This is a genomic window from Sorangium sp. KYC3313, from assembly GCF_052075895.1.
GTDB classification, from domain to species: domain Bacteria; phylum Myxococcota_A; class Polyangia; order Polyangiales; family Polyangiaceae; genus Sorangium; species Sorangium cellulosum_B.
In genome coordinates this window covers 4,857,311-4,873,471 of the sequence record NZ_CP197255.1, presented here as the reverse complement: position 1 = coordinate 4,873,471, position 16,161 = coordinate 4,857,311, and the positions used below count along the sequence as shown (strand labels likewise).

At 70.2% G+C, this 16,161-nt stretch carries 6 protein-coding genes; 3 read left to right on the top strand and 3 right to left on the bottom strand.

Annotated elements, in window-relative coordinates; genetic code table 11:
* Positions 1-18 precede the first annotated feature (18 nt).
* The gene (locus ACSRUE_RS19085; RefSeq protein ID WP_441292223.1) at positions 19-5,469 is read left to right on the top strand and encodes an AAA family ATPase; all 5,451 of its coding nucleotides are present in this window, start codon (positions 19-21) and stop codon (positions 5,467-5,469) included.
* Positions 5,470-5,561: 92 nt separating this feature from the next.
* Here ACSRUE_RS19085 and ACSRUE_RS19080 read toward each other — a convergent pair whose 3' ends face one another.
* The gene (locus ACSRUE_RS19080; RefSeq protein ID WP_441292222.1) at positions 5,562-6,299 is read right to left on the bottom strand and encodes a pyridoxine 5'-phosphate synthase; all 738 of its coding nucleotides are present in this window, start codon (positions 6,297-6,299) and stop codon (positions 5,562-5,564) included.
* Positions 6,300-6,485: 186 nt separating this feature from the next.
* Positions 6,486-6,815: an SPW repeat domain-containing protein gene (locus tag ACSRUE_RS19075; RefSeq protein WP_437293756.1), complete on the bottom strand. Its 330-nt coding sequence runs from the start codon at positions 6,813-6,815 to the stop codon at positions 6,486-6,488.
* Positions 6,816-7,137: 322 nt separating this feature from the next.
* Between ACSRUE_RS19075 and ACSRUE_RS19070 the strand changes: the two genes are divergently transcribed.
* Positions 7,138-8,247, top strand: coding sequence for a THUMP domain-containing class I SAM-dependent RNA methyltransferase (locus tag ACSRUE_RS19070; RefSeq protein WP_437765623.1), 1,110 nt, complete (start codon positions 7,138-7,140; stop codon positions 8,245-8,247).
* Positions 8,248-8,346: 99 nt separating this feature from the next.
* On the opposite strand, the gene ACSRUE_RS19065 is transcribed toward ACSRUE_RS19070, so the two are convergent.
* Positions 8,347-10,410: a protein kinase domain-containing protein gene (locus ACSRUE_RS19065; protein ID WP_441292221.1), complete on the bottom strand. Its 2,064-nt coding sequence runs from the start codon at positions 10,408-10,410 to the stop codon at positions 8,347-8,349.
* Between the two features lie 529 nt (positions 10,411-10,939).
* On the opposite strand from ACSRUE_RS19065, the gene ACSRUE_RS19060 reads away from it, so the two are divergent.
* On the top strand, positions 10,940-15,931 hold the full coding sequence (locus tag ACSRUE_RS19060; RefSeq protein ID WP_441292220.1) for a zinc-dependent metalloprotease: 4,992 nt from the start codon (positions 10,940-10,942) through the stop codon (positions 15,929-15,931).
* Positions 15,932-16,161: the final 230 nt, after the last annotated feature.

Genomic DNA, 16,161 nt, shown 5'->3' with positions numbered 1-16,161 from the left:
CACGCGAAGGGCGAGTTCATGCAGATCCTCCTGGGCTACGATGTGACCGCGACCGTCGTCGAAGAGACGCGGACTGCCATCTATCGAGCCATCCGATCCGCCGACGGGCAGCCGGCGCTGATCAAGGCGCTCCACGTCGCTTACCCGACCCTGCTCGACATCACGCGCATCAAGCACGAGCACCAGCTCGCCCAGATGCTCGACAGCCCGTACATCCTGAAGGTACAGCGGCTGGAGAAGCACCAGGGCGCGCCGGCGCTCGTCTTCGAGGATTTCGCGGGTGAACCGCTGCACTCCGTCATCCCTGCCGAAGGGCTGGACATCGAGCTGCTCCTCCACGTCGCGATCCAGCTCTGCCGAGCGCTCGAAGCCTTGAATGAACGGGAGATCACCCACAAGAACATCCATCCGGGGAGCATCCTGTTCGACCGGGAGACCGGCCGCGCCAAGCTCACGGATTTCAGCATCGCTTCCCGGCTGCCTCGCGAGAGCCAGACGATCGAGAGCGTCGCCCGGATCGAGGGGTCCCTGGCCTACATGTCACCCGAGCAGACCGGCCGGATGAACCGGGCCCTGGACCATCGCACGGATTTCTACTCGCTCGGGGCGACGCTGTACCAGATGCTCACCGGCCGGCCGCCGTTCCTGGCCACCGATCTGCTCGAGCTCGTGCACTGTCACATCGCCCGGCGGCCGGCGCTGCCGGAGGAGGTGCGGCCGGGAGTGCCTGCCCCGCTGTCGAGCGTCGTCATGCGCTTGCTGGCCAAGGCGGCCGAGGACCGTTACCAGAGCGCGCGCGGGCTGCGCATCGACCTCGAGACCTGCCTCGCCGCGTGGAGCTCCGCCGGCGAGATAGCGCCGTTTCCGACAGGCAGGCAGGATCGCTCGGAGAGGCTGCAGTTCCCGCAGAAGCTCTACGGGCGCGACGCGGAGGTCGCCGCCCTCACGGGCGCCTTCGAGCGCGTCGCCCGAGGGGCCACCGAGATCGTGCTCGTCCATGGCTATTCCGGCGTCGGCAAATCGACGCTGGTCAACGAGCTCCACAGGCTCGTCGTCGGCCAGACCGGCAGCTTCCTCTCCGGCAAGTTCGATCAGTTCAACCGGGGTCTCCCTTACAGCTCCCTCATCGAGGCGTTCCAGCAGAGCATCCGCCAGCTGCTCACCGAGGACGAGGCGCGGCTCTCTGTCTGGAGGGCGCGGCTCGGACGCGCGCTGGGCCCCAACGGCCAGATCATCGTCGATGTGATCCCGGAGCTCGAGCTGGTCCTCGGCCAGCAGCCGGCCGTGCCCCAGCTCGGCCCAGCGGAGTCTCAGAACCGGTTTCGTCAGGTCTTCCAGAGCTTCATTCAGGCCTTCGCCCAGAAGGAGCACCTCCTCGTGCTCTTCCTCGACGACCTGCAGTGGGCCGACGCTGCGTCCCTGGATCTGCTCCGGTACCTGAGCGAAAACCCGGCCAGCGGCTACCTGCTGCTGATCGGCGCGTACCGGGACAACGAGGTCACGGACGGCCACCCGCTGGGCCGCGCGTTCGAGCGCCTCCAGGTGGAGGCGACGAGGGTCACCCACCTCGCGCTGGCGCCGCTCTCCCAGGACGATCTCACGGGGTGGCTCGTCGACGTGCTCTCGTGCACGGCAGAGCGCGCGGGGCCGCTCGCGTCGCTCCTGGCCAGCAAGACCCACGGCAATCCGTTCTTCGTCATGGAGTTCTTGAAGACGCTCCATCAAGAGCGGCTGCTCGTGTTCGACCCGGCGCTCTCGGACGAGCGCGGCGTGGGCGCGTGGCGCTGGGACATGGATCAGCTCAGGTCCGTCGGGGTCACGGACAACGTGGTCGACCTCCTGGTCGGCAAGCTGCAGAAGCTCCCGCTCGCGGCGCAGAGCGCGGTGAAGCTGGCGGCCTGCGTCGGGAGCCGCTTCGACTCGAACATCCTGTCCATCGTGTACGAGCGCTCTCCGCGGGAGACGGCCGACGCCCTGTGGGAGGCCGTGCAAGCGGGCCTCATCCTGCCCACGGATCAGTCGTACAAGCTGCTCCTCGGCGCCGAGCCGGGAGATCCCTTCGATGCGTCGCTGGAGGAGCTCGCCGTCCCGTACGAGTTCCTGCACGACCGCGTGCAGCAGGCAGCCTATTCGCTCATCCCCGACCAGGACCGGAAGAAGACCCACCTCGACATCGGCCGCCTCCTCCGGCAGCGCCTCCCGGCCGAGCGCCTCGCGGAGCGGCTCTTCGAGGTGGTCAATCACCTGAACGCAGGCGCCGAGGTGGTGCGCGACGCGACGGAGCGCCAGGAGATCGCGCGGCTCGATCTCACCGCCGGTCGCAAGGCAAAGGCGTCGGCCGCCTACGAACCGGCGCTGCGCTACCTCGCCGCTGGCACCGAGCTCGTCGGGGCGGAGGGGTGGAGCCGCTGTCATGAGCTGACGTTCGCGCTGCACCTCGAGAGGGCCGAGTGCGACTATCTCATGACCCGCTTCGCGGACGCCGATGAGCGGTTCGCGCTCCTGCTCCGCAACGCCCGCGCCGACGACGAGCGGGTCGCCGTGCATACCGCCCGTGTGACGCAGCTCCTGCACCTGTGCCGGTACGAGCAGGCCGTGGAGACCGGCTTGCTCGCGCTGCAGCTGCTCGGCATACGGCTGTCGTCCAAGCCGCACATCGGTGAGGTGCTGCTCGAGCTCGCCCAGGTTCGCTGGAAGCTGCGGGGCAGGCAGATCAGCGAGCTCAGCGCGCTGCCGGACCGCATGACGCCCGAGATCCGGGCGGCGATGGGCCTGCTCATCTCCCTCTGGTTCCCTGCCTACCTGCTGCAGCGCGAGCAGCTCATCGGGCTCATCATCCTCAAGCTCGTGCAGCTGTCGCTCACCTACGGCAACACCGAGGCCTCCTCGTTCGCGTTCGCCTGCTTCGGCATGTTCAACAGCTCGGCGTTCCGCGATCCCAAGACGGGCGCGGCGTACGGCAAGCTCGCCCTGGTCCTGGCGCGCAAGTTCAATGATCCATCGGTGACGTGCAGAACGCTCTTCGTCATCGCGAGCTTCCTGGAGGTGTTCTCGTCCCACCTGCGCGAGGCGCTCGATCTGCTCGCGGAGGCGATCCAGTGCGCCGTCGACTCCGGCAACCTGGTGCAGGCGTCGTACTGCATGTGCCTGAGCATCTACTGGACCTCTCTGGTCGACACCCCGATCGCCGAGGTGGCCGCGCAGGCCCGCCGGTATCTCGAGTTCGGACGACGGACCGACGCCCAGAAGGTGGTCCAGTGCATGCAGATCACCCTGCGCTGGACGCGGGAGCTGCAGGACGCCGACCCCTCCGCGCTGCGCTCGAACGAGCACTCGCTCGAGCCGGACGCGTACGTCACCGAGGACATGGAGCGCGCGCAGCACCTGCTGCTGGCGCTCCAGATCGGCTACCTGTTCGAGCGTTATGACGAGGTGGTGGAGATCGCGTCGCGGCTCGAGGCCTACAAGGACATGCTGGACCCGAGCTCGGCGTTCGTTCCGCACCACGCGTTTTACCGGGCGCTCGCGGCGCTCTCGCTGGTTCCGGACGCGGACCGCGCGGACAGGCGCCGCCTGCGCGGCGAGATCGACAAGGCAAAGCGGATCTTGCACAAGTGGGCCGAGCACAGCGCGGTGAACGCCCGCCACAAGGTTGCGCTGGTGCTGGCCGAGGAGGCGCGCGTGGAGGGCCGATCCAGGCAGGCGGCGAGGCTCTACGACGACGCGATCTCCGCCGCGCGGAAGAGCGAGTACCTCCACGAGGTGGCTTTGGCGTGCGAGCGCGCGGCGCTGTTCCATCTGAACAGGGGCAAGCCGCAGCTGGCCGGCTCCTACCTCCAGGAGGCGCGCGGCTGCTATCTCACCTGGGGCGCGCACACCAAGGTCCGCGCGCTCGACGAGCAGTATCCCGTGCTCCTCATGCGGTCGCCTCCCGCGCAGGTGAAGCATCAGAGCGGCACCGCCGTGACGGTGTCGCCGACGCCCCAGGACCTCGACTTGACCACGGTCGTCAAGGCGTCCCAGGTGCTCTCCAGCGAGATCATGCTCGGTCGGCTCCTGGACAGGATCATGCAGATCATGCTCGAGAACGCAGGCGCAGAGAAGGGAGTCCTCCTCATCAAGGAAGCCGGCCAGCTCGTGATCGAGGCCAAGGGGACGATCGCGTCCGGCGAGGTCACCGTGCTTCAGTCGATCCCGATGGACCAGAGCCCGGATCTCCCGCACGCGCTGGTGAACTACGTCGCCAGGACGCGGGAGAGCGTCGTGCTGCGCGACGCGGCGCGGGATGAGCGGCTGGTCAGCGACCCCTACGTCGTGCGCTGCCAGCCGAGGTCGGTGCTCTGTGCCCCGCTCGTTCATCAGGGACAGCTCGTCGGTGTGCTGTATCTCGAGAACAACCTCATCACCGACACGTTCACCTCGGACCGGCTGAAGGTGCTCCGCCTGCTCTCGTCGCAGGTCGCGATCTCGATCGAGAACGCGCGGCTCTACAACGATCTCGAGCGGAAGGTCGACGAGCGGACCGAGGAGCTCAAGCGCAAGAACATCGCGCTGGCGTCGACGCTGGAGCACCTCCAGCAGACCCAGCAGCAGCTGATCCAGGCGGAGAAGATGGCGTCGCTCGGCAACCTCACCGCGGGGGTCGCTCACGAGCTCAAGAACCCGCTCAATTTCGTCAACAACTTCGCTGAGCTGTCCGTTCGATTCGCGGATGAGCTCGTCAGCCTCTCGACCGAGCCCCATCTCGACGACCTGCACACCGGCGAGGTCATGGCGAAGATCAGGGAGGTGCTCCCCATGCTGAGGGTCAACGCGAACAAGATCGCGGAGCACGGCAAGCGCGCGAACGCCATCGTGAACAACATGCTGCTGCACTCCCGTGTCCTGTCGGGCGTCCGGGAGCCGGTGAATTTGAACGCGCTCGTCGAGAAGGCGGTCGAGCTCGCGATGGTCGGCAAGCTCGCCGCGGCGCCCGCCCTGGACGTGGTGGTCGAGAAGGAGTTCGACGCTTCGCTCCCGCCGGTCGAGGTGATGGATCAGGAGCTCGCTCGCGTGATCATCAACCTGGTCAACAACGCGCTTTACTCCGTGGGTGAGCGGGTGCGGGCGGAGAGCGGCGCCGCGGCGGAGCCACCTCGCATCCGGGTGTCGACGCGCCGGGTCGGGTCGATCGCCGAGATCCGGATCTGGGACAACGGCACCGGGGTACCGGAGCTCATCCGTGAGAGGATCTTCGACCCATTCTTCACGACCAAGCCCAACGGGCAGGGCACCGGGCTAGGGCTCTCCATCTGCTATGAGATCGTGCGTCACGGCCATGGAGGCGCGATCCGGCTCGGGAGCACCGGGAAGGGGCGCCACGCGGAGTTCATCGTGGAGCTGCCGGTGCGTAGCCCCGCGTCCCGCCCGTCCGCGGCCGCGCCGGTGGATGACGTCACGGTCGCTCCGCCGAGCAAACACCGGAGCTGACCAGGGCTGGCGCCGCCGGCTTCGCGATCGCGGCGGGGCGGCCCCGGCCGGCGCAGCGCTGGCCGGCGCGCTCGGCCGGCCCCCCCGACCCGCTACGGCGCCGGCGCGGCGCGCCCCTCGACGGCCGCGAGGTAGTCGCGCACGGACTGCTTCATCCCGACCTCGAGCGCATGCGCCACGAGGTGGTGACCGATCGACGCCTCTTGAATCTGCGGCGCCTCGCGGACGAGCGGCGCTAGGTTCTCCACGGTGAGATCGTGCCCCGCGTTGATCCCGACCCCGGCCGCCACGGCGGCCCTCACGGTCGCGACGATCTTGTCGAGCTCTGCGCGGTGATCGCCGCGATCGAACGCCTGGGCGTAAGGCCCCGTGTAGATCTCGATGCGATCGGCCCCGATCTCCGCGACCACGGGCACCACCGCCGGGTCGGCCTCGACGAAGAGGCTAGTCCGGATCCCCTCGTCCTTGAGCCGCTTCACCACAGGCTGGAGGACGAAGCGCCATTTCGCGACGTCCCAGCCGCGGTGCGAGGTGAGCTCGCCCGGCGAGACCGGGACCAGCGTGCACTGCGTCGGCCTGAGATCGAGCGTGAGGTCCAGGAACTCCTCGCGGAGATCGCCCTCGAAGTTCGTCTCCACCGTGGTGATGTGGCGAGTCACCGCCCGCGCGTCGTCCGGCGTGATGTGCCGCCGGTCCGCCCTCGGATGGATGGTGATGCCGTGGGCTCCGTAGTCCACGATCTTCCGGGCGAACGAGAGGACATTCGGGGCATCGTGTCCCCGCGAGTTCCGCAGGAGCGCGATCTTGTTCACGTTGACGCTGAGCTTCATGGGACATCCTCTCGCCGGCTCGTGCGCGGCGCTCGCGACGCCGCTATACACGATCGACGCCACGAGGCGAACACGCCGCGCGCCGGCGCGCGGCCGGGAGCGCGCGGCCGGGGGCGCGCCGCAGGCGCCCCCGGGCCGGCGCTCCGGCCGCGGCGGCGCTCCCCGCGCGGCGCGGCCGCTCGGCGCCTACACGCGCCGCGCGGCCCGCGAGCCCCGCACCGCGACGTCGGTCGCGAGGAGCGACACGACGAGGATGCCGACGGCGACGAGCGCGTTGTTCCACACCGTCGCCATCAGCAGCGCCGGTATCGTCCAGGCGCTGACGAAGAGCCACACCGCCAGGATCGCGGTGGCGTAACGCGCCCTCGGCGCCCAGAGCGCGATCAGGGCGAAGACGACGCACAGCGCGCCCACCACCCAGGTGTTGGTGAACTCGTCCCGGCCGTGGCGCCAGAGGAACGCGGAGATCAAGAGCCAGATCCCGAGCGCGATGTTGATGCCACGCAAAGCCGCCATCCGATGCTCCATTGGCCTCCCTCCCTGGCGGATCGCCGTGCCGGCGCCTCCGCCGCGCGACGCCCTGGCTCCCTCGCCCTGCCCGCTCGCCGCGGCCTCGGGCCAGGCGTCCTGCCCCGAGCAGCCTCGGCCCGTCGATCGCCGGGCCCGCTCACCCCACCTGCCGAGCGCCGGCGTCCCTGCGCCCGGTCCACACACTCCAGAGCTCAGCGAACGCCGTGCGAATCCAGTGCCACGCGCTCCGCCCCGGGAGCGGCCGCGCGGCCAGAGGCCGCGTTCAGGAGGGCCGCCGCGCGGCGGTTCGGCTAGAAGCCCCGTCGCCATGGACTTCTTCGCGACCGCCGCCAAAGGAACCGAGCCCGCCCTCCGCGACGAGCTCCGCGAGCACCGGTTCCGCGGCGTCCGCGCGGATCGCGGCGGCGTCCACTTCTCCGGCCCGCCGGACGAGGGCTTCCGCGCGTGCATCGAGCTCCGCACCGCCGTGCGCGTGCTCGTCGAGCTCGCCTCGTTCGACGCGCCCAGCGGGGACGCGCTCTACGAGGGCGTCTCGCGCGTCGACTGGGCCCCTTACCTGAGCCCGGTCCACACGCTCGCCGTCCGCGCCTCCTGCCGTTCGAGCGCGCTGACCCACACCCAGTTCATCGCGCAGCGGACCAAGGACGCCATCGTCGACCAGATCCGGCGCCGCGTCGGCGCCCGCCCGTCGGTCGATCTCGACGACCCGGATCTCGCCCTCTTCCTCCACCTCGTCCACGACCGCGCGACGCTCTACGCCGACCTCGGCGGCGCCGCGCTCCACCGCCGCGGGTACCGCACGCACATCGGCGGCGCGCCGCTCAAGGAGACGCTCGCCGCCGCGCTGCTCCGCCTCTCCGGCTGGGACCGCGCCCGCCCGTTCGTCGACCCGATGTGCGGCGCCGGCACCATCGCCCTCGAGGCCGCGCTCTGGGCGCGGGACATCGCCCCGGGCCTGCGCGCGCAGCGCTTCGGCTTCGAGCGGTGGGCGTGCCACGATCAGGCCGCCGCGCGGCGCACGACCGAGCTCCGCGACGCCGCCCGCGCGCGGATCCGGCCGGATGGCCCCGCGATCGTCGCCGCCGACATCGACCCCCGCGCCGCCGAGATCACCCGCGGCAACGCCCGGATGGCCGGCGTGCAGATCGAGGTCCGCTGTCAGTCCATCACCGCGCTCGCCCCGACCGCGCCGCCGGGCCACGTCCTGACCAACCCGCCGTACGGCGAGCGCCTGCCCGGGACGCTGGCCCTCTACCGCGACATGGCGGCGGCGCTGTCGCGGCTCGCGGGCCACCGCGTCGCCATCCTCGCCGGCACCGAGGACATCGAGCGCGCCATGCGCAGGAGGCCGGAGCGCTCGCTCACCGTGTTCAACGGCCCGATCGAGTGCCGGCTGCTGACGTACGACATCCCCTGAAGCGGCGCGCGGCGTCGGAGAGGGCGCGCCGCGCGGGAAGGCGCGTGCGAGACGTGCGAGACGTGCGAGACGTGCGAGACGTGCGAGACGTGCGAGACGTCAGGAGAGCAGGCGCATCACAAGGAACATCGCCAGCGCCGTCAGGAGCATCCCGGCGACGAAGCCGATGATGAGCCCCCGCTTGCCGGCGAGCCAGCTCGGCTCCCGCGCCTGCGCAGGCGCAGGCGGCGCCGGGGGCACGACGACGTGATCGGGCATCGTCGCGCGGCGCTCCAGCGCCGTGCGCTGCTCTGCGATGGTCGTGGCGAGCTCGAACGGCAGCGACGCCGCCGGGGCCTCCGGCGAGGCGCTGTCGGCCGCGGCCGGCGCTCTCCGCACGACCGCCGCGGAGTCCCCGGCGGTCTCCGCGCTCGCCGCGCCGAACCCCATCGCCCCGAACCCCTGCGGGCTCGCCGCCTGGAGCTCGCCGGGCGTCACCGTGGGCATCTGGCTCTCGGCCGGGGGGTGGGACGAGACCAGCCGGAGCGTGTTGGCGGCGCGCGGCGATCTCCTGTCCCACGCCCCCGCCGCCCCCCCGTCGAGCGGGCTCTGCGGCGTCGCCGGGACCGGCACGGAATCGACGCGCACCAGGCCGACCTCGGCCCGCTTCTCGGGCGTGCCCAGCCCGAAGTCCTCGGCGGAGCGGAGCGTCGCCTTCACCTCGCGGCCAGGAGGCGTGATGTCGAGCTCGTCGCCCTCGTCATAGGCCGCCGTGTGGACTCGCACCCTCGCCGGACCGAGGAGCTCGTCGCGACGGACCATGGTGAGCGTGCTGTCGTCGTCCCCGCTCGCGTCGTCGTACGCGCCCGGCTCGGCCAGGCCGTTCCCCGAGAGCAGCGCCTCGCTGGGGCCGTGGGACCAGGACGGGAGCTGCAGCGAGATCTCCGGCACCGACTCCCCGGCCCAGCGCTGCGGCTCGGCGCCCTCCCCCGGCGCGACCGCCTGCGGATCGAGCGTCTGCGGGAGCTCCGAGGGGGGCGGCGCATGGTGAAGCACCACCGGCGGCGTGCGCGCGACCTCGGCGCCCGCCCCCCCGGAGACGAGCGTCCTGGCCGACTCGATCGAGAGCTCCGCCCTCGGCGCCTGGCCGGAGATCGGCGCCGACGTCGAGCTCGGCAGCGACGTCAGCGGCGGGAGCGACATCGGCCCCCGCTGCAGCGACGCGTCCCGCGAGAACAGCGAGCTCGGCTGCCGGCGCGAGATCGGCCCGAGCCCCACGGCCGTGTCGGGCAGCTCGGCCAGCAGGCAGTGCAGCGTGTACCCGAGCTCGCGCGCCGTCTGGTACCTGTCCGCCGGCTCCTTGGCGAGCGCCTTCACGATCAGCGCCTCGAGGCGCGGGTGGATCCCGGGCGCGCAGCTGCTCGGCGCCGGCACCGGCGCATGGATGTGGAGCGTCGCCGTGTGGAGCGGCGTCTCGCCCTCGAACGGCAGCCGCCCCGTGACGAGCTGGAACAAGAGGACCCCGCAGGTGTACAGGTCGGCCCGCTGATCCACCGGCAGCAGCCCGCACTGCTCCGGAGCCATGTAGGCCGGCGTGCCGACGAACGTGCCCGCGCGCGTCACGACGGACAGCGGGTCGCCGTGGAGCTCGGGCTCCTCGCCGGACGAGCCGGTGTCGAGGATCTTGGCGATCCCGAAATCGAGCACCTTCACCCGCTCGCCGTGAGGGTGCATGGGATCGGGGACCACCATGACGTTCTCGGGCTTCAGATCGCGGTGCACGACGCCCATCTCGTGGGCGACCGCGAGCGCCTCGCACACCTCCGAGAGGATGCGGACCGCCCGCGCCTGGCCGATCGCGCCGTGGCGCTCGAGGAGGACGTAGAGGTCGTCCCCCGAGAGCAGCTCCATCACGATGTAGCTGAGGGCGCCCTCGACCCCGTACTCGAAGATCTTGACGGAGTTCGGGTGCTTCACCCGTGCCGCGGCCTTCGCCTCGCGCTGGAAGCGCCGGATGAACGCGCGGTCCCCGGTGAACTCCGGGTTCATGATCTTGATCGCCACCCGGCGGGGCTCGGCGTCGCGCTCGGCGATGAAGACGCTGGCCATGCCGCCCTCGCCGAGGAAGCGGGTGATCGTGAACCGCCCGGCCACCTTGCGGCCGAGGAGCGCCTCATGCCTCATGCGCCCGGCACCTGCCGGCGTCTGCCCCGCTCGCCCGCTTCCGGGCGGCCGCACCGCGCGCCCGCCCCAGGGCGGCCGTGCCCCTCGCGCAGGAGAGCGCTGCGCCCATGGCTGTCCGCGCGCCCGCGCGACCCGCGCGTCCGATGCGAGGGAGAGTGCACGCGGCGACCATACCAAAGAACTCGACAGCCGACGACTTGTCGACCCCCGGCGGCGCGCGGTCGACGGCGCGCGGCGCGCCGCGCGCCCTCGCGCCCGCGCCACCGACCGTCCCGAGCGCCGCTCCGGCCGCCGTCACCCCGGAGACGGGCGCAGGCCGCAAGCTCGTCCGGCAACAGTTAACTCTTTAACGCCGCCCCTGGTGCGCATGTGCGACAGGGGCTTAACTTATCGAAAGAGCTCGCGTTCGAGCGTTGGCGAGCGTTGGCAACGTTCTTGCCTTAGGGGGACTACCTCGCGCTGCGCCCTGTGCGCCGTGAAGGGTCAGCTTGTGCGTCGATCTCGACAGGCAGCTTCCGGAGGATCGTTGATGAATCGAATTTTTAGGCGCGCGGTGCTCCTCGGCACCGTCGCGCTGACCGTCGTGGGGGCGGGCTGCGCCGAGGAGCGGCCGTCCATCAGAAGGGTGCAGAGCGATGCGCTCGCCAAGTCCTTCTTCGCCGGAGGGGACCTGAAAGACATCGTCGATGACCCCGAGTTCTACATGCGGGGTACGGTCGTCGACGTCGGGTACGGCGCAGCCCAAGATGGCCTCTTCACGTCGACCTACGCCCAGCCCGTCTCCCGGATCAAGTGGGAGATCACCGAGCACCAGCTCAACGCCCGGCTCGCCTACGAGCGCATCGAGGGGACCGACGGCAAGGGCAACAACTACAACGGGCTCGCCAAGAAGACGACGAACGACGGCCAGATCGTCGCGAGCTACGCGATCGAGTCGCATTTCGACATCGTGCGCGACTACAACCCGTCGACCGGCGAGGAGTCGAACGTCATCGTCGAGAACACGAGCGACCGGCTCTGGTACGAGCGCGAGTACTTCCGCGTCGACTGGTCGCGCAACCTGGCCACCGACGCCTACAACTTCGACACCCTGTCGCAGGTCGGCCTCTACGGAGGTGTCGAGTACGAGCCGCTCGCCTATTACGTCAGCGATCCCGCGTCCGCCGACGCTCCGCAGTTCGACGCCGAGAACGGCTACTTCGACGTCACGACGAAGGCGTTCGCCACGCCTGTCCTGCTCGACCTCTCGAGCCTCGGCTGGGGCATCGACAAGTTCCCGGCCTGCATGCTCCCGGGCGACTTCGCCGGCGGCACCGACCCGTACGGCAACTGCAACCCGGTCGAGATCACGATCCGGCAGTCGTTCAAGAAGGTGGTCGACCGAGACTACGAGCCGGTCGACGTCGACGGCGTGAGGTTCCAGGCGTTCGGCAACTTCACCGCCGATTCCCGCTACGGCTACGAGCGCAACTACGGGATCGTGGACAACCAGTGGCGGCGCTTCGCGGCCCGCTACAACCTCTGGGAGCGCAGCCACTTCTACGAGAGCCCCGAGACGATGGAGGGCGCGATCGCCTGCGCGACCGAGGAGGCGGCCCAGGCCGCCGATCCGAACCTCGACGAGGACGGGGACGGCACCGCGGACGCGTGCGCCGCGGCCGGCGCGGGCTCGCAGTGCGACGTGTACAAGCAGAAGTGCACGCTGCCCTACGCGGAGCGCAAGGCCGTCGTCATCCCCTGGTACGTCGGCGGCAACACGTCGGAGGACATCTTCGAGGCGACCGAGTGGGCCACCGAGGAGTGGGATCTCGCGATGAAGACCGCGATCCAGACGTCGCGCCTCGTCGAGTGCCGGAAGACGGGCGGCCAGGACTGCGACGCGAAGTTCCCGATGTGGAAGGGCCAGCAGGACGACATCGACGAGGCCGTCGCGCTCTCGCGCGCGCTGAACGCGTGCCGCCGCGAGCAGGGCTGGGACGCGCCGGCGTGCGACGACCAGGCCAGGCAGGCCGTGGAGCAGCTCTCTCAGCGGCGCGGCGGCGACCCGGCGACGCTCGCGATCGGGAGCGTCGTCACGCAGCCTTCGGTGATCGTGCTCTGCCACAACCCCATCGTGGAGGGCGATCACCCCGCCTGCGGCGACACGAGCGTCCCCCTCGAGGAGCGCGTCGCCCCGCGGCTCGGCGACCTCCGCTACAACAGCGTGCTCATCGTCGAGAAGCCGCAGACCCCGTCGCCCTGGGGCATCATGGTCGACGCCGACGACCCGCTCACGGGCGAGAAGGTGGCCGCCAGCATCAACATCTGGAGCCACGTCACCGACTCCGCGGCGCAGCAGCTCGTCGACCTCGTCCGCTACATCAACGGCGAGATCCCGACCTCCGAGATCACCGACGGCAAGTACGTCCGCGACTGGGCGCAGGCGAGCCGTGTGTCCGGCGGCGGCCAGGGGCCCACGATGACGAAGCAGGAGGTCACGTCGCGGCTCGCGAGCGCCACGAAGCTCGACGCCGAGGCGTACGCGGGCCTCGTCGCGCAGGGCGTCTCCCCCCAGCTCAAGGCGCTCATCGAGCCGATGAAGGCGAAGGTCGCCGACATCGCGGTGCGGGGCGACGTCCCGTCCCCGCAGCAGGCAGTCGTGGGCGCCCGCATGAAGGCCGCCCGGGGCAGCCTCGCCGAGTCGGAGCTCCTGAACCCGGCGATGCTGAAGCGGGCGGGCGTCCCCGCCGGCCTGCCCATCGAGGGCCCGCTCGCGGACGCGGCGTCGCCGTTCGCGATGAACAACCCGAAGATGCACTCGCAGCTCCGCCGCATGCACGACAACGCGCTCGCCGAGCGCGGCGCCTGCATCCTGCACGAGGCCCCTGAGGCCTCGGCGATGACGGGCCTCGCGGAGGCGCTCCGCGAGAAGTTCCCCGCCGGCGACGGCGAGACGGCCGACGAGAAGCGGGGGCGCTACGAGAAGATGTTCAAGTACATCCAGCGCCGCTACCAGTACGCGGTCATCGCGCACGAGATGGGGCACTCCATCGGCCTCCGGCACAACTTCGTGAGCAGCTACGCCTCGCTCTTCTTCCGGCCCCAGTACTGGCAGCTCAGGACGAAGAACGGGAAGGTCAAGGCGGCGTGCACCGGTGAGGCGGGCGAGAGCCCGGAGGAGTGCGTCGGCCCCCGCTACTTCGACGCGATCACGGACGAAGAGCAGAAGAACATGATCTGGATGTTCCAGCACTCCACGGTCATGGACTACCCGGGCGACGTCTCGCAGGACCTGGTCGGCCTGGGCGTCTACGACTTCGCCGCGGCGCGCTTCTTCTACGGCGACAACGTGAGCGTCTACGACAACGGCAACCGCAACTACCTCGCCGGCGGCAGGATCGGCGGCGGGCTCCTCGCCGCGACGGACAACTTCGGCGGGCTGGCCGGCATCAAGTACGGCATGTTCGCGAAGGGCAACGCCACGAACGCGCCCAGCGTCAACGACTTCCACTACTCCCAGCTGCAATCGCAGTACGAGGTCATCCGCGACTGCTACGACGTGGAGGCGACCCCGCCCGCGACGTGGAACGAGCAGCTCGACGGCAAGTGGCACCCGCTCCTCGACGGCGGCATCGTCACGGTCGGCGGGGAGACGAAGCGCTGCCGCCAGCAGCCGGTCGACTACGTCGGCTGGAAGCAGCTGCGCAAGCCGCAGGACAGCGAGACCGCGATCGGCGCCTTCCGCGGCGGTCCGGCGGTCGACGCCCAGAGCCGCGTCCGCGTGCCGTACGGGTTCGCGACCGACAACTGGGCCGACACCGGCAACGTCTCGGTCTTCCGTCACGACAACGGCGCCGACCCGTACGAGCAGCTGATGTTCCTGCTCACCACCCAGGAGAACAGGCACATCTTCGACAACTTCCGGCGCAACCGCACGACGTTCAGCGTCCGCGCCGCGGCGGACAGGTCCTACAGCCGCTACAACGAGAAGATGCTCGGCATCGCCGGCGGCATCGGGTTCTACGGGACGATCTACCAGGATCTCGCGACGAACCAGGGCCTGTCGTTCGACACGCTGTGGCCGCTCCTCGTCGAGGGCAGCCTGCAGGAGAACGTCGTGGCCGCGACGGTGGCGTTCGATCACTTCACGAGGCAGCTCGCCCGCCCGGAGGAGGGGCCGCACTACCTGCGCAACTGGGAGGCCGATCGGAGCAATCCGTGGTCCGAGTGGAACGTCCTGCGCTCGAACCTCGACGGCGACGACTACGGCGCTGGCGAGGACTTCCGCGGCTTCGGCGGCACGGTCAACACCCCGGTGCTGGTGCAGATCCCGAACGGCTCGACCGGCTACCTGAAGGACATCGGGTTCGGCGGTCACCCGCTCGAGAACAGGAACTCGGAGACCAACGGCGACTTCGACACCGACTACTCGTTCAACGCGGGCAGCTACTACGACAAGATCCACACGGCCATCCTGCTCTCCGAGTCGGAGGACCGGTTCGTGAGCCAGTCCCGCCGCGACTTCTACGACGCCCGCTTCCGCGCGGTCGGCATGGCCGACGTGCTGCCCGAGGGCTACCGCCGCGTGCTCGCCAACGCCCTCACCGGCGATCGCTCGCTCCTCGCGCCTCGCCTCGAGGCCGGCGCGGACGGCTTCCCGGTGCTCGACGAGGCGAGCAAGGATCCCGACCCGCTGGCGAAGGAGTTCCCGGCGCGCCCGATGGGCTGGGTCAGCTGGTGGCCGAACGAGGGGCCGAAGGTCTGCTTCCCGACCGACGGGAAGAACCTCTGCACGAACTACGCAGGCGACGACTTCGACTCGGCCGTCGTGGACCGGACCATCGCGGTCGATCCGCAGATCGGCTGGGAGGTGCAGAAGTTCCTGATCGCGTGGACGCTCGCGAACATCCCCGCGAACGGCAAGACGAACTGGCTCGACATGATGCGCGTCTACCGGCTCGGCAGCGACGCGGACCCGGGCTTCGAGCAGCGCATCGAGTGGCAGGACCCGACGTCCGGGCAGGTCTACTACGCCCGCACGTACGGCATGGAGTGCCTCTTCGGGGCCGGCAAGAACAGGGCGGCCTGCGAGGACACGGGCGGCAGGTGGGTGCAGAAGGGCATCGCGGCCCGCGTGCTCGAGTACGCCAACACCCTCACCGCGAAGGGCTACCAGCTCGACACGAGGCACGAGGCGCAGCCGGGCAACCCGACCGACAGCATCCCCGCGGATCCCGCGTACGTCGCCAACTACGGCCCCGGCTTCAACAAGTACGGTCGCGCGATGATCACGTACCACCCGGACGGCACCGCGATCATCATCCCGGACCCGGCCATCAAGGACGTGCCCGCGGTCGGCCCGCTCAAGGAGGTGCCGGCGTGCGATCAGAACATCAACGAGAGCTGCACCCAGCTCACCATCTACAAGAACCACCACGCGTACGAGCTGAAGGGCTACAAGTCGGTGCCTGACTACCTGCTCAAGATGATGGCCCAGTTCGGCCTCGCCGACCCGGAGCAGCTGGGCCTCTTCCTCGACTGATCCGCGCCTCCCCACGCCGGGGCCCCGCGCCGGGGCCCCGCGCTCCGCTCTTCTCCTCTCCCCCTCATCAGCGTCAACCAAGCTTCACGCCGCGTTCTCCTGCATCCGAACGTTCACGTTGGTGACGCCCTGCGCGGCGTCCGGACGTCCGGGCCTTCCGGCCCGAGATCGCCTGGCCGGCCCCGCCCTGCCGCCGTTGGAGGTCGCGCGGGCGCCAGGGCGGCACTACG

Coding starts and splice junctions, on each gene's coding strand:
- ACSRUE_RS19085 (WP_441292223.1), top strand. CDS start 19: ATGCAGATCCTCCTGGGCTACGATGTGACCGCGACCGTCGTCGAAGAG.
- ACSRUE_RS19080 (WP_441292222.1), bottom strand. CDS start 6,299: ATGAAGCTCAGCGTCAACGTGAACAAGATCGCGCTCCTGCGGAACTCG.
- ACSRUE_RS19075 (WP_437293756.1), bottom strand. CDS start 6,815: ATGGCGGCTTTGCGTGGCATCAACATCGCGCTCGGGATCTGGCTCTTG.
- ACSRUE_RS19070 (WP_437765623.1), top strand. CDS start 7,138: ATGGACTTCTTCGCGACCGCCGCCAAAGGAACCGAGCCCGCCCTCCGC.
- ACSRUE_RS19065 (WP_441292221.1), bottom strand. CDS start 10,410: ATGAGGCATGAGGCGCTCCTCGGCCGCAAGGTGGCCGGGCGGTTCACG.
- ACSRUE_RS19060 (WP_441292220.1), top strand. CDS start 10,940: ATGAATCGAATTTTTAGGCGCGCGGTGCTCCTCGGCACCGTCGCGCTG.